The sequence below is a fragment of the Paenibacillus sp. VT-400 genome (assembly GCF_001029205.1).
Lineage (GTDB): Bacteria > Bacillota > Bacilli > Paenibacillales > Paenibacillaceae > Paenibacillus > Paenibacillus amylolyticus.
In genome coordinates, this window is record NZ_LELF01000067.1 from 555,743 (window position 1) to 576,040 (window position 20,298).

Sequence of the window (20,298 nt, forward strand, 5' to 3'; positions counted from 1 at the left end):
GATACTTAGAGAATAAAGAATATTGCCCATATATATCACAATATGAAACTAACGATGAAGAAAGTGGTGTACTGGATGGATACCCGGATTTTTTTTGGTAAAACAGAAGAAGCTGCTCGCCTGCCGATCTATATGACCACGGTTGGTTACTGGGAACACCAATATGAAACCGAGCGTCCAGAGGGATTCCCGGATTATCAGATCCACCAGATTATTCATGGTCAGGGGAGGCTGATTATACAAGAAGACGAGTATATCGTCGGACCGGGTGACGTTTTCTTTCTGTATCCCGATGTTCCGCATCGATATATGCCCATCAGTGACCGTTGGGAACTGGCTTGGGTCTCGTTTCAGGGGAGAGAGGCTAGCCAGTTATTATCTTATGCGGGGATTACCGGTTCACGCGTATGCAGACTCAGGACAGCAACGCTGCTACGTGGCCTGGAGCAACTTCTGGTTAGAGGAGAGAATGGCGGTGATACGGATTACGCAGATTACGATGTGGAGTGTTCCAAACAATTATATGCCCTGCTACTGGATCTGAAGCCACTACTCATCGCATCCGCCAATTATAATGATGAACTGGAGCGCTTGAAGCCTGTGCTGCGTTATATCGCAGAGCATCTGGATCGTTCACTTTCCCTGAAGGAACTGGCCGATGTGGCTGTGGTATCTCCCCAATATTTGTGCAGGCTATTTCAGAGGGCACTCCATACCAGACCTGTATTTTACGTGAACCAGGAACGGATCAATCGAAGCAAACAACTTATGTTCAGTGAGAGAGAGCTTCGAATATATGAAGTAGCTGATCGGGTGGGTTACGAGAATGCCAGTTATTTCTGTGCGATGTTCAAAAGGCATACAGGCATGAGTCCAGAGCGTTTTCGCAAACTGCATGGACTGAATTGAAAGTCCGAATACTATTATTCATTTTGAATTTTGATCTGTTATTCATCCCAATTTCAGTTTCCATTAAGGTTGGGAAGGTAAGATAAGTCTTGTAAACCCCTTCTCGTGTTAAATAGATGTGTGACTGGCCCTATCGGATTGTCCTCCGGTAGGGCACTTTTTTTTCTTCATTTCTGCGGTTGGTGGTATGATAGATGAATACATAATGTGTAACCAACTCTAGTGACCGGAGGATGGAATTGTGGATCACAGTTTGCACCCGTTGTTTAAGCCTATTCAGATGAATGGAACGTACCCTAACAGTTATTATGTTGAGAAAATACCTGCTGCCGGCCTGATGGCTTATGTGGCCTGTTATTGGGAATCAGGATCTCTTCCGAACACACATGCGGATGTTGCTAAGAGAGAAGGTCCAGAGCGATCGATGATGACGGTACCTGCCCGGGTATTACCGGATGGTTGCACGGACATGCTGATTACATACGACCCGGTCTGTTCAAAGCACTCCTATGCTTACTGTGGCAATTATACACAGCCGTTCGCTGTACCTGAGCCAGCCGATGATGGTTCCCCTGCTGGAGACTACACCTTTGGTGTCCGGTTCTTCCCGGGTGGAGCGCATGTCTTCCATGGCATGCCACTGGAGTGGTTTACGGATAAGCGAATTGCCCTTCAGGAATGTTGGCCGGAGAAGCTGAACGGGCTTCAGGAACGGATGGCCGAAACGAATCATTTTGCAGAGCGAGTAGAGGTTATGAATGCGTACTTGAGTCCGTTTCCCGTGCAGGCAAGCACATCGGAGAACAATGTGATGAAAAACGTGCTGCACCGCATCTTTATCGATGGGGGACGTATGAGTGTCCAAGAGCTGGCGATGCGTGAAGTGATCAGTGAGCGGCAGCTGCATCGCAAGTTCTCGGAGTGGGTCGGAATCAGTCCCAAACGATTCAGTGAGGTGGTTCGTTTTCATCGTGTGTTGAGTGATATTCATCAGGGGAACACGGCAGATTGGGCAATGCTTGCCCAGATTCATGGATTTTTTGACCAAGCCCATCTGATTCGGCAATTTCGCAAGTTTTATGGAGAGACTCCGTTGACGGCAGCTAGGGAGCATGGCAGAATGTTGTCCGATTTGTACAATAGATCTGTAGCACCTTCGGTTATACTGAAGTCGTGAGAATAAAAGATAAGGGAGACATCATATATGAATGGAACATTGCAGATTCGGGATCACTTGTTAAATGAATTGGAAACAGGGGTACGGACGGGGGCTTCGTTAATTCGCTTGATCCGTTCGGAGGATTGGTCGTATCGTCCACAGGGGAATATGCGTTCATTGGTGGAGCTAGTACATCACTTTATCCAGATTACCGCATCCGATCTTGCCATTATGCAGGAAAAAGGTGAAGCTGAGGTTGGGCTGGTGGAGAATAGCCTGTCCGGGATTGAGGATATCGAGAAGCTTGAAGCAACATTATGGAGCAATTTCGAATCCTACAAAGCTTATATCACGGGATTGAGCGAAGACGACTTTTTGAATCGTTCAACAAAAGCTTTTTATATGGAACATGGTCACTTGCAGGTTCAATGGCAGATTGAAACGGTAACACACGTATTCCATCACCGTTCGCAGCTGTATAACTATCTCAAGCAGCAGGGCCATGAACTGAACTTTTTCATGCTGTATGCGTAATTAAACCTGTAATATTAAAGTAAGCTTAGTTGGCTCCACCGGATGGTCCGGTGGGGCTTTTTTTGCGTACATTCGTCTATCAATCTATGAAGTCTATCAAAATTGGACATTATGACCCTGGTAATTCACCGTTGCTTTAATAGATTTCAAGCATAGAATACCGTATCAAAGCAAAAAGGAGGTGAATTCAATGGCCATCCTTTTACCGATACAAAATTACAACCTTCCTGCCGGAGTAGGCAAGTCCTACTACGAAAATTTGGCTGGAGGCACAAATGCCAGCGCTACAGTGAACAACTTTGGACCTTTTCCGGTATCTCTCGTGATCACACGTGTTAATGCACCAGTAGTCACTTACGTTGTTCCTGTAAACAGCAGCCTTACCATTTCTGCTGGTGGAGTTCTGGTGTTTGCTTTGTTAGCTAACCTTGGAGGCGCAGCTTCCGGAACAATTCAATTCGCCGTAGCAGATTTGTAATTGATGTGAACTGGATTGGAACGGCCTCTGTCGGACATCTTGTCGGCAGGGGGTTTTCTTTTTTTATGGATATACATAGATTTAAAGTAATTAAGTGGCTGGTTTACGATTACATCTGTATTCGATATGCTTTTAAAATTTTTTCTTGGTAAATAATAAAATGCGTATTACCTTTAAACTTTAACAGCGCCTTTATACAGGTTTGTTTACTTTGGCATTCATTCGATTAATTTAAGGTATAGGCGGCACGCAGATTGGTGTTGGCATACAGGAGGTTAGTGGATGATGAATAGAACAATCTTATTTGAAACGGAACGGTTGGAATGTGCGACTTGGAACGAAGGAGATCGTGCGTTGGCGTTTGCATTGTGGGGCGATCATGAGGTTGCCAAGTGGATTAGCGGCAAGGGATTTCTGAGCGAGGATGAAGTAGAAGCGAGATTAACACAGGAGATTCAAAGGCAGAAGGAAGCGGGTGTGCAATATTGGCCCCTTTTTGAGAAAGAGTCCGAGGTGTTTGTGGGCTGTTGTGGCCTGCGTCCGTATTCTTCAGAAGAGGATATGTATGAACTGGGATTCCATCTAACCCGGGATCACTGGGGCAAAGGGTATGCCCAGGAAGCGGCGCGGGCGGTGATTGCTTATGCCTTTGACAAAATGAATGTGAAGGCACTGTTTGCCGGGCATCATCCGGAGAATGAAGTGTCACGTCACATCTTGATCAAGCTGGGATTTGAGTATACAGGTGATGAACGTTATGAACCAACAGGAAAGATGCATCCATCATATGTGCTGCGAAAATAAGAAACCCCCGACCAATGAAGGACAGGGATTGCGTGTTAGGCGATACTGAATAATACGGTTTTGGTTCCCACAAGTATAGATCCGCTGTTAACAAAATAATAGTTGGAGGCGGCATCCAGCGTTAAAGGTCCTGTCCAGGTGATCGTAGCAAACTGACTACTAAATATGCCTGTTGGAGGGACATCACTTAAGGCGAGTGTGACGGTCACATTGCCACTGATCGTGGAATTGGTAATGTGTGAGTATCCTCTTACATTAATGGTGCTGTCTGAAGTACTATCTACCATCCTTTGAATATTCAAACCGTTATGAACCATGGTGTTGATGCGACTGTGATACAGGTACGCATTCAGATTACCCATATGGCCCGATTGTACAATATTTCCTACGACTCTGGCATTGAGCAGTTGAAATTCAATGGTCGTGAACGGGTCACCCACAGCCACGTTCTGAAAAGTGACGTCACCGCTTATAATGGCGCCGTCCGTGTAGTTGGTATGCGTACTGACGGACGTGCCGTCATTAAACGTTCCTATAACCGTAACAGGACGAGCATCAAATGCGGGTCCTTGAACCAGATAGACATCTTCTGCAGCCTGACTTGTCTGGATCGTGACATTCCGGGGAATGGAAGAAACGAAGTTAGCCAGATCCGAATTTCCGAGTTGCCAAGGGCCAAGTCCCAGAATTTGCACATGTCTTGCAGGAGGAATAACGATGTCTTCATTGAAGGATGAATTGCCGGCAATAAGAATAATCAACCGGGCTCTCATGCCAAAAGTAACCGCAAGAGGGCTGTTCGTAGCTGCGTCGATAGCAGCCTGCAGAGAATTAAATGGATCAAAGGGTGATCCGGTACCTGGTCCTGGAGCGCTGGAGTCAGCCCAGTAGATCGTCTGTCCCCACTCGAAGTCGGGAGTGCCACCTTCGGCACCCAGCAATTCAGAAGTTACCAGTCGATGGGCAGCGACCAATTGTCCTGTGGCATTTTTGCCCCACATGGAAACGTCGGTTAAGCTCTCCGCCAAGCCACTGGTAGTGAAAATAAATTCGAAGCCATCCAAGTCTGCATAATAACTCTTGGTGAAGACTTCATTGGGCGCAAGCGAGATGGATTCCAGTACATACAAGGTTCGGGTTCCGTTCAGCGCATATCCTTCGATAAGAACAGTTGAGGAGTTGACTGGATCTTCGTTATCAATCTTGACAGTAACCGATTGGGTGAGTCTTGATCCGGATACCAGATTGTTCTCAATGGGCCCGGATGAGATTGTGGCCATCTGATTTCCTCCCCTTTTTTTATAGAGTTAGTTCATTCGAAACAATGCGATGTGCGGTGACGATTTGCCCGTTGCTGTCTTTTCCCCACACTGAAATTTCAGTTAATGCAGCTGCGCCTCCACCCGTTGTGAATACATATTCGTACCCATCCAGGTTGGCATAGTAGGTTTGAGAGAAGACTTGCCCGGGGGTCAGATTAACGGATTGCAGCACGTATAAGGTCCTCGTTCCATTCAGGAAATAACCTTCAATGAGTACATTGGACGTATTGATGGAATCGGTGTTGACCATTTTGATGGTGACTTGTTGTGTAGGTCTGCTGCCACCGGAGAGGTTGTTCTCGATCGGGCCTGTAGAAAGGACTGCCATAGGTCCAACTCCTTTTTTATGAATGTTTTTTTCAGAGAAAAGCTAGAATAGCATATGTTAGAATCCACAAAAGCGTTTGGACAGAGAGAGATATGTACTGAATGAAAAGGAGGAACTGAATCTTCTGTCCCAAGGAGATATATGTTTTCATGCTTTTTTTATTTCGCTTTCAGCTTCTATTAAGGTAGCAGAGGTAAGATAAGTCTTGTAAACCCCTTCTCGTGTTAAATAGATGTGTGACTGACCCCGCCGGGCGCCGGTGGGGTATTTTTTTGTTTTATTTTCAAATAAACAAAAATAAACAAAAATAAATAAAAGAATATATCTGTGTTTATTATTGACTACCAAAGATAAACAAAGGTATAATGAATGTGAAATAAAGAACTTACTATGTACGTGGCAAGCCATTTGATTTTCAATATAAGGAGAGATTGATCATGAACGTGACCCTTACCAATGAAACAACGCAGGTTGTAGGTTTCCATATCCCATTTGTTCGTGAGATGGCTGAGATTACACAACATATGTGGAAAAATGGCTGGGATGAGCGTAATGGCGGTAATGTCAGCTATCTGCTGGAGGAAGAGGAAGTTGCCCAATATATCGATATCCATCATGTGATTCGCAAGATCAAACCAGCATTTTCGGTGCAGGAGCTGGCAGGCAAGTATTTTATCGTGACCGCATCGGGCAAATATTTCAAAAATGTACTCGCTGATCCGGAGAGTAATCTAGGGGTGCTGCGTGTATCGCAGGATGGACAGGAGCTGGAAGTGCTCTGGGGATTGAAGTCGGGGGCGAATCCAACAAGTGAGTTGCCTACACATTTCATGAGCCATATCGAACGTTTGAAACTGGACCCGAACCACCGGGTTGTCATGCACAACCATGCCACTCATGTATTGGCTATGACGTTTATCCACGAATTGGATGAAGCAAAATTCACGAAAACGCTGTGGCAGATGTGCACGGAGTGTGTGGTTGTATTCCCGGATGGGATCGGCATTATTCCATGGATGATTCCTGGATCAAACGAGATTGGACGCGAAACGGCTGAGAAAATGAAAGAATACCACGCGGTCATCTGGCCGCAACATGGCATCTTTGGAACAGGAACAACGATTGACGAGGCATTTGGTCTGATTGAGACGATCGAGAAGGCAGCCCAAGTGTATATGCTGGTCGCTGGTCACGAGATCCGGCAGAGAATTACGGATGAACAGCTGACCACACTGGCGCAAGCGTTTGGTGTTACCCCTCGTCCCGGAATTCTGGGAAGTTAATATAGTTAACGCATAGATCAAGGAAGTGGTCTTTGGTTCATTGAACCAAAGGCCATTTCCTTTTTTTTGACGAACAATCGTCATTTTGGTTCAAAAAAGTTCAAATTGCTGAACAAGAATGGCTTTGTTATCGATTATTGAATCGTAGAATGCATTATCACGCGCTGGCGAATTTCGGGTGAAATGACGTATTGTCAACGGCTCTGCGATTTTGCATAATAACAATGCTTCACAGATGAGAGACGGAAGGAAGTTATGATCATGCTTGGCAAAATGAAGAGAATCTTAATAGGCAAGCCCATGAAATCGGCTGAACTGGATGGAGAAAAATTGGGGAAATGGAAGGCACTCGCCATCCTGTCCTCGGATGCCCTATCGTCCGTTGCCTACGGTACGGAACAGATTTTGCTGGTGCTCGTTGCGGCCGGATTCGCCGCCCTGTGGTACTCCGTTCCGATTTCCATCGCCGTGCTGGGATTACTCGTCATTTTAATTTTTTCCTATCGCCAGACGATATTTGCTTATCCAACAGGGGGCGGCGCTTATATCGTAGCCAAGGATAACCTGGGTACAACATCCAGTCTGATTGCCGGAGGATCTCTGCTGGTCGATTATATTTTGACCGTTGCGGTAAGTTCGTCCGCAGGGACGGATGCGATTACGTCGGCTTTTCCTATGCTGCATGACTACAGTGTTGTGATTGCTCTGATTATGATTGTTTTTCTAACCATTATGAATTTGCGGGGAGTGACGGAGTCAGCGTCTGTGCTGGCGATCCCCATCTATCTGTTTATCTTTTCGATTGCGGTTCTGATTATCTCGGGCGGAATCAAATTTCTTGCCGGGGGGATGGAAGCAGCTGCACCTGAATTCGGAACAAGTCTATCCCATGTGAGTATGTTTCTGTTATTAAAAGCATTCAGCTCCGGTTGTTCGGCCTTGACTGGCGTGGAAGCGGTAAGTAACGCGATCCCGAACTTCAAGCAGCCTGCTGAGAAAAATGCCGCGGGTACATTACTGCTCATGGGTTGTATATTGGGAGCCATGTTCATCGGTATCACCTTACTGGCTTATGGGTACGGAGTGAAGCCTGATCCCAAAGCAACGGTCATTTCCCAGATTGCTGAAGCGACGTTTGGAAGGGGCACGATGTATTTTATCATCCAGGGTGTAACGGCACTGATCCTGTTCCTCGCAGCCAACACAGCTTATTCGGCTTTTCCGCTGTTATCCTTCATGATGGCAAAGGATAAATACATGCCGCATGCATTTATGGTCAGAGGAGACCGGCTTGGTTTCTCAAACGGGATCATTTTTCTTAGTGTGATGTCTGCGCTGCTGGTGGTCGGGTTCAAAGGGAATACGGAAAGCCTGATTCCGCTCTATGCGGTAGGGGTGTTCATTCCATTTACGCTGTCACAGCTCGGTATGATGATTCGCTGGATCAAAGTCAAACCGTCTGGCTGGCAGATGAAGTTGCTGGTCAATACCGTCGGTATGCTGACTACATTATCGATTACCCTGATCTTTATTTTCACCAAGTTCACGCAGACATGGGTCATCTTTATCTTTTTGCCGGTCGTTGTTTATGTATTCATGCGTATTCACCGTCACTATTGCAACATCGCCGATGAACTACGTATTGATATTCAGGTTGATAAGCCAGCCAAAAAAGGTAATACCATTGTCATTCCTGTTGCAGGCATTACCCGGGTCGTCATGAATACGATCAGTTACGCCCAGACGATGTCGGATCACGTGGTCGCACTTTATATTGGCTTCGATGATGAGGCGATACGCAAGATGGAGCAGAAGTGGGAGGAGTGGAATCCAGGTGTTCGTCTGGTCGTGATCAAATCGAGATACCGTAGCATTATGGGGCCGCTCAAGAAATTCATTGATACAGTAGAGTGGAAAACGGCTGAGACCGATCACATCACTATATTGATTCCGCAATTCATCACCAAGCACTGGTGGCAAAATGTACTGCACAACCAGACCAGCTTTATGATTCGTGCTTATCTGATTAATTACAAAGACGTGATTGTCACAACGGTGCCATATCATCTTAATCGTTAACTCGAACGGTTAATCGCTTTAACCCGTTTGGAATATTTACAGATTATTGTAAAATGAGTCACTTTTATTAATAGACAAACGTTCATATTCCATTTACACATCAAACCGCAGGGATATCTCCAAACAGGGGAGTTCTTGCGGTTTTTTGTCGTGAAATCCGGTCTGGATACCGCTTTCGAATGGATGCACATTTCCGTAAAGTCCCTTGTCCATGATTAACGTTACGTTGATTCAGAATGAATTTTGCTGTGACATTTGACTCTTACACTAGATAACGTGGTGCTGAAGTTGATCTAACATTTCACACACACTGAATGCGTGAAACAAGGGGGAAGAAAATCCGATGAGTGAGCTTGATAACCGGATCAGCTTGCCCGCCGCCAAACGGCGCGTATCCGGTACGAGTGCGCGCCGGACAGCCTCGCTACGTGTGCAGCGAATGCGGGAGAATCTGCTGGCCTATGGTTTCCTGGCACCATCGCTGCTTTTGTTTGCAGTGTTTCTGTTTTACCCGATGTTTAAGTCCGTGTACCTCAGTCTGCATTCCACAGATCCGACGGGACAGATTGCGGCTTATGTAGGACTGGATAACTTCAAGGCTGTGTTCCAATCAGGACTGTTTATGCAAGGGATGAAAGTGACGTTACTATTTGTGCTGTTTACAGTCCCCACAGGTATGTTGGCTGCTCTGATTCTGGCTGCACTGACCCACAACCGGTTCAAGGGAATGCGTGTGTTCCAATTTGTATTCTCTCTGCCCGTGGTGTTATCCGTTGGTTCGTCAGCGGTGATCTGGAAGTTTCTATTCCATCCGACCCTGGGCATGCTGAATTATCTGCTTGGCAAAGTAGGTATCGATCCAATTCCCTGGCTTACCAGCCCGGATTGGGCATTGATTTCAATCTCCATCATGACGATCTGGATGAACCTTGGATTCAACTACATTATTCTATCCAGTGGTTTGGCGGGCATCCCGGATGAGATCTACGAGAGCGCCAAGATTGACGGTGCAGGACCATTGCTGACGTTTCGCAAAATTTCGATGCCGCTACTGTCACCAACGTTATTCTTTGTCACGGTCGTATCGATCATTGGTGCTTTTCAATCGTTCGGTCAGATCAACATTCTAACCCGGGGTGGCCCGATGGACAGTACAAATGTTTTTGTATATTCCATCTATCAGGAAGCCTTTGTTAATTTCCGCTTTGGTACAGGTAGTGCACAGGCACTGATCCTGTTTGTGGTGATTATGCTGTTGACCCTGATCCAGTTCAAATGGGTAGAAAGGAAAGTGCATTACCAATGAGTGCGACATGGACCAAAACGCTGTTGTATGTATTACTGACGATCTGTGCAGCGCTTGTGCTGTATCCGGTGATGTACACCTTTTTCATGGCCGTGATGACGCCGGAAGATGCGAGCGCTTATCCGCCGCATATCATTCCAAATTCAATCGATCTGTCCAACTTTAGCGAAGTATTTGATATTGTTCCGATCGGTCGATTTATCGGCAATACCTTTCTTGTCGCAGGACTCACAACGCTTGGTCAACTGATTACAGCGAGTATGGCAGCCTATGCTTTTGCAAAAATGCAGTTCAAAGGCAAAAACGTCATCTTCAGCATGTTTGTCGCAACGATGATGATTCCATGGGAAGTGACGATGATCCCAAATTACCTGACAGTTCGCAGCTGGGGCTGGCTGGATAGTTACCAGGGGTTGACGGTGCCGTTTCTGGCAACGGCGTTTGGTACATTCCTGCTAAGACAGTTCTTCATGCAACTGCCCAAGGAACTGTTTGAGGCAGCGAGGATCGACGGTTGTGGTCATATTCGCTATTTCATATCGCATGTCTTGCCTTTGTCCCGTCCGGCACTGGGTACACTGGCAATCTATTCATTCTTAAGCATGTACAATTCGTATCTCTGGCCGCTGCTGGTGACAAACACACCGGAAATGAGAACCGCACAGATCGGCATCTCGATGCTGGAGTTCCAGGAATCCACAGCGTGGAATCTGGTATTTGCCGGAACAGCGATGGTCATTCTACCATCCTTGCTGCTATTGATCTTCGGGTTGAAACAGCTTGTCCGCGGAATGGCCGCAGGCGCGCTGAAGGGGTAGGCAATGAAAGTTTTACAACTATTTAATTGAAGTGGAAGCTCTGAAGGTTTTGATCTAAAGATTTTAATTTAGAGGTTTTGAATTAAAACATGTATCAGGTCTTAAGTTTTGGATACCAGGAGCGAATAAAATGAGGCTCGTGCTTCAAATAAAATGTTGAAATGAACGACGGTAGTAGTGGAGGGGACGAACTCGATTCTGAAGAAGCAAAGCGTTCGCCTTTATCCCCGGATTTCCCCCTTTGAAAGGGAATGAAAAGAAATCCGGGGATAACAGCGATCAAAAGAACGATTCGTAACCGTAACGGCCACACCGCGTCATCCCCAAGATTTTATTGTACGCGAGCCATATAAAAGGAGAGCGATTTCGTTTGAAAAAAAGAGGAACATTTGCATTAATGCTGGCTGCACTCATGTTGGTCATTGCCGCTTGCGGAACAAAAGCTGAAACAAGCAGCCCGGCAAGTGGAGCACAAGCAGAAGCGGCCGCAGCTGAAACAACACAATTGACGTGGTGGCATTCCATGTCTGGCGCTGGGGAGAAAGCCATTAACCAACTCGCTTCCGATTTTAACGCTAGCCATCCCGACATTCAGGTGAAGCCCATCTATCAAGGGAAGTACGATGAAAGTCTGAACAAACTCAAAGCATCCATGGGCTCAGACAGCGGTCCAGACATTATCCAAGTCTATGAGATTGGTAGCAAGTTCATGATTGATTCGGGCATGATTACGCCAGTACAACAGTTCATCGACAAGGATCAGTTCGACCTGTCCCAACTGGAGCCAAACATCATCCGATACTACACCATCAATGGCAAATTGAACGCCATGCCGTTTAACACATCCAACCCTATCCTGTACTACAACAAGGATATGTTCAAAGCAGCAGGTCTCGACCCGGAGAACCCGCCCAAGACGTATGAAGAGTTTGAACAAGCAGCAAAAGCATTGGCGAAAGACGGTAAGCCAGGTGCATCCATGGCGATCTACGGCTGGTTTATGGAACAGTTCTTTGCAAACCAGAATGCAGATTATGTAAACAATGGAAACGGAAGAACTGAGGCAGCCACAGAGTCTCTGTTGAACTCCGAAGCTGGAGTGAAGACATTAACGTGGTGGAAAAAGATGATTGATGAGAAGACCCTCTCCAATCTGGGACGTAGCACAGACGATACAACAGCAGCATTTACCGCTCAGCAAATCGGTATGACTCTTGATTCCACAGCTGGCCTGCGTAAAATCGTAGAAGGTTCAGGTGGCAAGTTTGAACTGGGAACAGGCTTCCTCCCTCGTCCAGCGGATGCCAAAGAAGGCGGCGTTGTAGTGGGTGGAGCGAGCTTGTACATCATGAACAACAAATCGGAAGCGCAACAGCAAGCGGCATGGGAATTCATCAAGTACTTGGCTACACCAGAGGTACAAGCGAACTGGAGTGTTGCGACAGGATACTTCCCTATTACGACAGCAGCCTACAATGAGCAAGTATTAAAGGATAATATGGCGAAGTACCCACAATTCCAGACAGCAGTCGACCAATTGCACGCTTCCGCGGATTCGACAGCAACATCCGGGGCGTTAATGGGTGTATTCCCGGAAGCCAGACAACTTGTCGAAGGAGCGATTGAAACGGTCCTGAATGGACAAGGTACACCACAGGAAGCACTGGATGCAGCGGCTAAACAAATTACAGACAAGATTGCGCAATATAACAGCACGGTGAAGAAATAATTTAATTCATATCCATGTTGAATGCAGTGGTTAAGCTGCATTCAATTTTTTTGTTTTACTAAAAAGAAAGACTAACATTTTTTGTTAATGATTCCGAAAATAGAATAGGAAGCTGAAAGGGGTATCCCAATACATGGATTCATGAAAAGCAATGGACAATATTAAAAATAAGAAGGAGTACAAGTGAATGAAAAGAGTAACGGTTCTAATGATGGCATTTATGTTGTTGTTTGTTTCAAGTGTTTATGCGGAAGAACTTAAAGTTAAAGATATTGAACTCATCCCTAATACTTCAGTTTCGGTCGGTGGTAAGATTAATCTTAATATAGTTGTTGTGTATGATGACGAAAATTCAATACATAGCGATAACGATCCATACTACAGAAGAAATACAGGTCTTACAAAAACAGATTATACGATAAGTGAACCTCATATACTTCAAGTGCTGAGCACTGGGATGGTAAAGGTAATAGGTGTAGGTTCTTCAACAATTACTGTTAAAGTCGAAAATGTTGAAAGATCAGTTACTATTTCAGGTAGTTTGGATGAAGCAATTGATGGAGGATACATAAAAAATGGTGTGACTCTTGTTCCGATGAAAGAGGTATTTAAGGCACTGGGAGGGAGTGTTAGTTACATTGCTCAACAGGACGCCTTCGAGATTAAAGTTGGTTCTACCAAACTAACTCTCCCGAAAACGGGAACAAAAGCAACGTTAAATGGAGAGCCATTAACTCTCAAGTCCCCGTTGCTTGTTCAAAATGGCGTAACTTTGTTTCCTGCTTCTGTTCTCTCAGATGCTCTGGATGGAACTGTGACTTATAACTCTAAAGCTAAGCAGATGCAAGTATCCATTGGTAAAGGTAAAATGACTATTAATATTGAACAACCTCAAAAACAAAACAGTGTAACAGGAACAACTCCAACAAAAGGGAAACTTTATGCTGTGCCAGCTACTGGAGATATGAAAGGGTGGAGCATTCTCAAGGGTCATCCTTACGAAAAAAGCATCCGTGTGTACTTCAAAATCAATGGGTCAAATGTACAAATATATACTAAGGATATAAGGAAGGTAGATCTGAATAAAAAAGTAACATGGACCGATTTAGAGGGGAAAAAACACACGAATACGGTAAAACAGTTATATACTGTTTTTGGGGAATTAAGTAATGAATATACTAGTGACATACTATATAAAATGTTTGGAAAAACATATTCAGACTGGATCGGGTCAACTTCACTGAATGCAGATCGATACGTTGACCAATACTTGGAGCAACAAGGATTAATTGAACCCTATGGAAGTAATATTACTTTGACACCAGACACAGAAGTGTATTGAAAACCGTCTGTAACATTTCGAAAAAGTGAAATTAGTATCATTTTTCATATTTTATATTATCCCACAAGAAAGTCTCTGAGAGTAATTGGAGATGTTCTTGTGGTTTTTTTTTTAACATTCTATTAACTCATACTGATTTTGCGCTTAATAGTTCTCTTTTATACTCAGTTAATGTGGTGATCTAAAGTGATCCGTACATATCGTTTTATCATGTGAAAATGCATGTCTCAAGACTCAGGTTTTAGTGGGTTTAAAGAAATGAGTACTGTTACTAAATGTCGAATTCGTATATATATTCAGTATAAATGTCAATTTAATTGACGTTAAGTAACTGTATATCTAACATTTATATAACTTTAATAGGCTTAATAACGTGTTTTTAGTTAAAAGTTAGTACTATTTATTCATTATTATAGAGGTTAGTTTAGAAAATGTGATATGAGTGTTCTATTTTCTTTCATAACGAAGAAATATTGTTTACACAAGTCTGTTATTCAGTTATCTTATATTTGAACTAATGTACAAGCTGGCTGAACAAATGATTGCCAAGTTGAAAACATGGGGGTAGGACGAATGAACAACAAGCAAGTGAAACGTTGGGCACAAGGGTTTCTGGTTTTCGTTCTTGTCGTTACAGGTGCGGCACCAATAGGTGGATTAAGTAGCACCGCATATGCTGATGAGGAAAGTGTAGTAACGGAAGAGCCGCACACAAGTGATCAGGAGACTTCCATACCGAATACTGTCCCAACTGAAGAATCGTCAGACCTGGAGGGGACAGAGTCACCAACTAACGAAGATGGTGATTTTGATGGAACTGAAAGTGAAGAACCAGCTGAGACGGATAACTCAGAAGTACAGGAAGCAGACGAGACTGGAATCATATCCATTGCTGATGCGAGAGTCCTTGCACCAAATACAAATGTAGCCGTTTCAGGTGTCGTAACGTACAGTGAACTCTCCGGAGAATTCACGAATTATTATATTCAAGACGAAGAAGCTGGCATTGTAGTCCGAGCGAAGAATCAGGTTGATGTGGGGGATCGCATTGAAGTGTATGGTCCAATTACCCACTACAGCGGACTCGTCCAGATCGAGAAGGATAAGTCAGGTTTTACCGAAGGATACATGAAGGTCACTGAGCAAAATGTGACACTCCCCGGACCCAAAAATATGGTGTCCACAGACTTTGTCAGACCAGCAGACCAAAGTAACAAAGGTCCGGGCGAAAAGTATGAGGGAATGTTTGTCGAAGTAAGAGATATTCAGGTAATACGGGGCAGTAGTTCGACGTTTTACGCTACGGATAGTCATGGTGCTGAGATGACGATTTATGCCAAAAACTCTCCTACCGCGCTAACTGTCGGCAAAACCTACGAATATGTGCAGGGTGTTCTGACATTCAACAGTAATTACGGATTAGAGATTTTGCCTAGAACAGCCGCAGATGTTGTAGAAAATAGCCTGTCTGTGATGGCAAGTGTTCCATCTGGCGGGATTCCCCGGAACAATGAAGTCACATTAACCTCTCCAGCCAAGAGTGCAGTTGTACATTACACGACGGATAATACAGAGCCTACTTCTTCTTCCGCCGTGTATAGTAGTCCAATAGTGATTGATCAAGACATCGTAATCAAGGCTGTTGCCATTCTTAATGGACAATCCAGTGCAGTGTACACCTTTACGTATCAAATACTTCCTGATAAAGAAAACGTGCGTATCCATGATATTCAGGGCGCAGGACATACCTCTGTTTTTAACGGATACGATGTTAAGGATATTGAAGGTATTGTTACCTCTGTCAGTACAAGCAGTTTTTACATGCAAGAGCTTCCGGGCGAGATGGACGATGATAACCGGACATCCGAAGCCATTCAGGTTTATAAACCAAGTCATGGAGTTATCGTTGGCAATCAGGTGAAGGTATCTGGGAAAGTTACGGAATATGGGGCGGTTAACGAATTAACCACCACGCAGATTACGGCGAGTGCCATTGTAAAAGTAATAAATAAGGTAGATCTACCTGCACCTGTGAAGTTGGGTGTCAATGGACGTGTAATTCCAACCGTCATTGACTCAGACTCTTTTGCAGAATTTAATCCCGAGACGGATGCTGTAGACTTTTTTGAAAGTTTGGAAGGCATGCGTGTTGAACTGGAAAAGCCTGAAATTATAGGTCCTTACTCCAGTCAACCGGGTCTGGCCGTTGTTGTGGATAATGGTGAGAATAATCCACTTCGCACACCTAACGGTGGTGTTATTCTGACCGATAACAAGAAAGATATGAATGAGAGTGATCTCAATCCGCAGCGTCTATTTATCGGCAAGAAACCTTCCAAAGCAGTAAAAACAGGCGATAAGTTGGATGGTAATGTAGTCGGAGTAATGACCTACTCTAGTGGAAATTTCAAGGTGAGTCCTGAAGGGAATTTACCAGCAGTTATCCCGGGAGAAACGAAACAAGCGACTACTTCCATTGAACAAGCGGCAGATAAACTGACCATTGCTACGTTTAATGTGGAGAACTTCAGCAAAAAAGATTCAACACGAGCCAATAAAATCGGTAAAATCATGGTGGATAATCTGAACACGCCAGACATCATTGGCATAATGGAAGTTCAGGATAACGATGGCGATGCCGACACGGGCACAACAGCGTCCAATGAGAGTTTTCAGACGCTAATTGATGCAATCAAAACGAACAACGGACCAACATATCGATATAGTGAGATTTCTCCGGAAAATAACAAGGATGGCGGGGCACCTGGTGCCAATATTCGTGTAGGGTTCCTTTATCAGCCGAACCGTGTATCGTTGGCTAATGGTATCGGAAAAGGAAATGCTACGACAGCGATCACAGTCAAAGCTGACGGCAGTCTCTCCAATAATCCGGGTCGTATTGCACCAGGGGACGAGGCGTTCGCCAGCTCCCGCAAACCGCTCGCCGCTGAATTCGAATTCAATGGTAAACGTGTAGTGGTGATTGCCAATCACTTCAATTCCAAAGGTGGAGACCTGAAACCTTTTGGAAGTATACAACCTGCCACTCGGAGCAGTGAAGTTCAACGTGCGAAGCAAGCTACATTGGTGAATGGGTTTGTGAAAGAGTTACTGAACAAAGACCCTGAGGTGAATGTCGCCGTTCTCGGTGATTTTAATGACTTCCAATTCTCGGATACTTTGAACATTGTTGAAGGTAATGAACTGGACAACCTGGTAAACGAACTACCAGAAAATCAGCGGTATTCCTACATCTATGATGGAAACTCCCAGACACTGGATCACATTTTGGTGAGTAAAAATCTAACTGAGACGGCAGCCATCGAAGTGGTACATGTGAATGCCGATTTTGAGACAGCAGATGGACGAGTGAGCGACCATGATCCATTGCTTGCACAATTGAGTATTGGAGATCCAGTGGAAGAAGGCGACTTCAACCTGCGCGTACTGCACACAAACGACACGCATGCGCATCTGGATAACATCCCGCGCCGAGTAACGGCAATTAAGGAAGCGCGCAATGATAATACCCTGGTGCTGGATGCAGGGGACGTATTCTCTGGTACATTGTACTTCAATCTGTTTAATGGTCTGGCTGACCTGGAGTTCATGAACATGATCGGATATGATGCGATGACCTTTGGTAACCATGAGTTTGATAAAGGTCCAAGCGTACTGAGAGCATTTATTGAAAAAGCAGAGTTCCCGTTTGTGAGTGCTAATATTGATTATTCAAAGGATGCGAGTTTGAGTGGTTTGTACAGAAATAGCATCGGTAACCCGGGTGATAAAGCCGAAATCTATCCGGCGATTATTACGGAAGTGAATGGTGAGCGAGTCGGTATTTTCGGACTGACGACACCGGACACGGTATCTCTTTCTTCACCGGGAGATGACTTGAAGTTTATCGATTATAAGGCAAGTGCACAAGCAACTGTACAAATGCTGCAAAATGAAGGTATCAATAAAATTATTGCTTTGACTCACCTGGGCTACTCAGAGGATCTCGAATTGGCAGAAGCTGTAGAAGGGATCGATATTGTAGTAGGTGGTCATTCACACACCATTCTGAACGCACCAGTTTTGGTGGATACCCATGCGGACCCAACTTTGGTTGTGCAGACTGGGGAATATGACGTTTCTCTTGGTCAATTGGATGTTACGTTTGATGAAGCAGGCGTATTGAAGAAGTGGAACGGCAAATTATTGAGTCTGGATGCCAAAGATGCTAACGGCCAATTCGTCTATGCTGATGATGTGGAAGCCGCAAACAAGCTGAAAGAATATGCGCCTCAGCTGGAACAATTCAAGAAAACGGTTATCGGTAAAACAAATGTCTTTCTGGATGGAGAACGGGGCACTGTGCGGAAACAGGAAACCAATCTAGGAAATCTGATGACAGATGGCATGCTGGAGAAAGTGAAATCCATTGTGCAGGAGAATGATGTCAAAGGATACGTCGCGATCCAGAACGGTGGTGGCATTCGAGCTTCATTCCAGACAGGTGATATTACGCTGGGTAATCTCCTGACTGTGATGCCATTCGGTAATAACCTGTCTGCGTTGAAAATGACAGGTAAGGAAATCACAGCCGCGCTGGAAAATGGAGTTAGTGGTGTGGAAACGGGAGAAGGACGTTTTCCGCAAGTAGCGGGTATGCGTTTCTACTACGATTCCACGAAACCAGGCGAAAAAATTAATGCAACGACCAATACCGTGACCCAAGTGGGTCAACGTGTGGTCAAAGTTCAGATTAAGAATGCAGATGGTGCGTACTCGGATATTGATCCGAACGGGTATTATATCGTTGCTACCAATTCATTCATGGCTAACGGTGGAGACTTCTATCGTGCTATGAGAACGGCAAAAGATGACAATCGATTCTACGAATTAAATCTGGTCGATTATGAAATCTTCCATGAACATCTGGACCGTGTAGGTACAGTTGATCAAAAGACAGAAGGACGCAGTATGGATTTGAAGGGAGCGCCACTTCCGGGGGAAGGAAATGGAAGCAATCCTGGTAATGGTGGCGGGAATAATGGAAGTAATCCGGGCAGTGGTAACAGTGGTGGAGGTTCTACAACACCTACCCCGCCTGTAACTCCAACCACACCGACTACACCAACCAATCCTACAGACCCAACTACGCCAACCGTTCCGGGTAATGGAGGAAGTCCTAATCCAACCACACCGGTTGTGGACCTGAAGGACATCGGAAATCACTGGGCGGCTGCTGCCATTGAGCAGGCCATTTCCCGGGGAATTGTGAACGGATATCGGGATGGTAATTTCCGTCCGAATGCACCAGCGACACGCGCCGAGTTCATTGTGATGTTGGGAAGAGCATTTGAACTTCCAGCCAGCAACAAGGCATTGACGTTTAAGGATGCTGCTGGGATACCTGCATGGGCGCAATCCTTTATTGCTCAGGCAGTGGATCAAGGCATCATTAGTGGATATACGGATGATACGTTCCGTTCATCGGGCAAAGTATCTCGGGTAGAGATGACGGTTATGCTCGTCAGAGCACTCGGCCTTCCAGTGGAGTCCGATCCGGCACTGAGTTTCGCGGATGCAGATAAAGTACCTGCATGGGCCGTTCCGTATATCGCTGCTGCATATGATGCAGGACTGGTGAAGGGAACAGGCAAAAATATGTTTAACCCCCTCGCTGAAGCAACACGTGCTGAAGTGGTAACCTTGTTATTGTCAGCAAGCGAGTTGCAAAAGCAATAAACGCATGATAAAAGACGGTTTAAAACAGCTTGCAGACTCCCATCTGCAAGCTGTTTTTTTACTAATTAATGCCTGTTAATTTTCACCAAGTGAAGGTATAGTAGACAGGATTATATTGAAGGAGTGTTGACGTAATGCAAGATCAACCCGTTTTAATCGCACTATTTGCCATAGCGGCAGGAATTTTTAGTTTGCTCGGTGGTATCAACAATTGGGATTGGTTTATGAAGAGCTTTAGAGCAGGAATTTTTGTGAAGACCATTGGACGGCAGGGCGCAAGAGTGGTATATGGTATTCTCGGTGTAGTCATGATTGTCATTGGTGTATTACTGTTACTGATCGGATAGTTATTGGGAAATAAACGAACTAACCAAGTATCATCTACATACGATGTTCATGAGCGAAGGCAAAATAAGAGGATATGTGAGAAGAGTCAAATGAAAAAAGCGTTTGAATGCTTAAAGCAGC

The 20,298-nt window shown here is 45.0% G+C and carries 15 protein-coding genes; 13 read left to right on the forward strand and 2 right to left on the reverse strand.

The features are described from left to right. The first annotated feature begins 54 nt into the window (after positions 1-54). The 5 genes from EL84_RS13100 to EL84_RS13120 all read left to right on the forward strand — a co-directional run bounded on the left by EL84_RS13100 (position 55) and on the right by EL84_RS13120 (position 3,884). The gene (locus EL84_RS13100; RefSeq protein ID WP_235431527.1) at positions 55-909 is read left to right on the forward strand and encodes a helix-turn-helix transcriptional regulator; all 855 of its coding nucleotides are present in this window, start codon (positions 55-57) and stop codon (positions 907-909) included. Between the two features lie 241 nt (positions 910-1,150). Then, positions 1,151-2,086 (forward strand): helix-turn-helix domain-containing protein, encoded by a 936-nt coding sequence (locus tag EL84_RS13105; protein ID WP_047841995.1) that lies wholly within the window; start codon positions 1,151-1,153, stop codon positions 2,084-2,086. 27 nt (positions 2,087-2,113) lie between these two features. Beyond that, a complete protein-coding gene (locus EL84_RS13110) occupies positions 2,114-2,602 on the forward strand; it encodes a DinB family protein (RefSeq protein ID WP_047841996.1) in 489 nt (162 codons plus the stop codon). A 190-nt stretch (positions 2,603-2,792) separates the two neighbouring features. Beyond that, on the forward strand, positions 2,793-3,080 hold the full coding sequence (locus EL84_RS13115; protein ID WP_036611237.1) for a hypothetical protein: 288 nt from the start codon (positions 2,793-2,795) through the stop codon (positions 3,078-3,080). A 282-nt stretch (positions 3,081-3,362) separates the two neighbouring features. After that, positions 3,363-3,884, forward strand: a complete 522-nt coding sequence (locus tag EL84_RS13120) for a GNAT family N-acetyltransferase (RefSeq protein ID WP_082219006.1) — start codon at positions 3,363-3,365, stop codon at positions 3,882-3,884. Positions 3,885-3,919: 35 nt separating this feature from the next. Here EL84_RS13120 and EL84_RS32525 read toward each other — a convergent pair whose 3' ends face one another. Continuing rightward, positions 3,920-5,164, reverse strand: coding sequence for a hypothetical protein (locus tag EL84_RS32525; protein ID WP_235431528.1), 1,245 nt, complete (start codon positions 5,162-5,164; stop codon positions 3,920-3,922). A gap of 19 nt (positions 5,165-5,183) precedes the next feature. Further along, positions 5,184-5,534: a hypothetical protein gene (locus EL84_RS13130; RefSeq protein ID WP_047841997.1), complete on the reverse strand. Its 351-nt coding sequence runs from the start codon at positions 5,532-5,534 to the stop codon at positions 5,184-5,186. A 437-nt stretch (positions 5,535-5,971) separates the two neighbouring features. Between EL84_RS13130 and rhaD the strand changes: the two genes are divergently transcribed. The 8 genes from rhaD (at position 5,972) to EL84_RS13170 (ending at position 20,177) form a co-directional block, all read left to right on the forward strand. Continuing rightward, positions 5,972-6,817 (forward strand): rhamnulose-1-phosphate aldolase, encoded by an 846-nt coding sequence (rhaD, locus tag EL84_RS13135; RefSeq protein ID WP_047841998.1) that lies wholly within the window; start codon positions 5,972-5,974, stop codon positions 6,815-6,817. A gap of 261 nt (positions 6,818-7,078) precedes the next feature. Beyond that, positions 7,079-8,896 carry an APC family permease gene (locus tag EL84_RS13140; protein ID WP_047841999.1) on the forward strand — a complete coding sequence of 606 codons (1,818 nt, stop codon included), beginning with the start codon at positions 7,079-7,081 and terminating at the stop codon, positions 8,894-8,896. A 439-nt stretch (positions 8,897-9,335) separates the two neighbouring features. Beyond that, positions 9,336-10,202, forward strand: a complete 867-nt coding sequence (locus EL84_RS13145) for a carbohydrate ABC transporter permease (RefSeq protein ID WP_372238423.1) — start codon at positions 9,336-9,338, stop codon at positions 10,200-10,202. Next, positions 10,199-11,020 carry a carbohydrate ABC transporter permease gene (locus EL84_RS13150; protein ID WP_036669010.1) on the forward strand — a complete coding sequence of 274 codons (822 nt, stop codon included), beginning with the start codon at positions 10,199-10,201 and terminating at the stop codon, positions 11,018-11,020. Before EL84_RS13145 ends, EL84_RS13150 begins: the two co-directional genes overlap by 4 nt. 397 nt (positions 11,021-11,417) lie before the next feature. Next, positions 11,418-12,749, forward strand: coding sequence for an ABC transporter substrate-binding protein (locus tag EL84_RS13155; protein ID WP_047844164.1), 1,332 nt, complete (start codon positions 11,418-11,420; stop codon positions 12,747-12,749). A gap of 187 nt (positions 12,750-12,936) precedes the next feature. Then, positions 12,937-14,091 carry a copper amine oxidase N-terminal domain-containing protein gene (locus EL84_RS13160; protein WP_053061476.1) on the forward strand — a complete coding sequence of 385 codons (1,155 nt, stop codon included), beginning with the start codon at positions 12,937-12,939 and terminating at the stop codon, positions 14,089-14,091. A gap of 573 nt (positions 14,092-14,664) precedes the next feature. Beyond that, positions 14,665-19,830, forward strand: a complete 5,166-nt coding sequence (locus tag EL84_RS32010; RefSeq protein WP_053061477.1) for an S-layer homology domain-containing protein — start codon at positions 14,665-14,667, stop codon at positions 19,828-19,830. A gap of 134 nt (positions 19,831-19,964) precedes the next feature. Continuing rightward, a complete protein-coding gene (locus EL84_RS13170; protein ID WP_047842001.1) occupies positions 19,965-20,177 on the forward strand; it encodes an immunity 17 family protein in 213 nt (70 codons plus the stop codon). Positions 20,178-20,298: the final 121 nt, after the last annotated feature.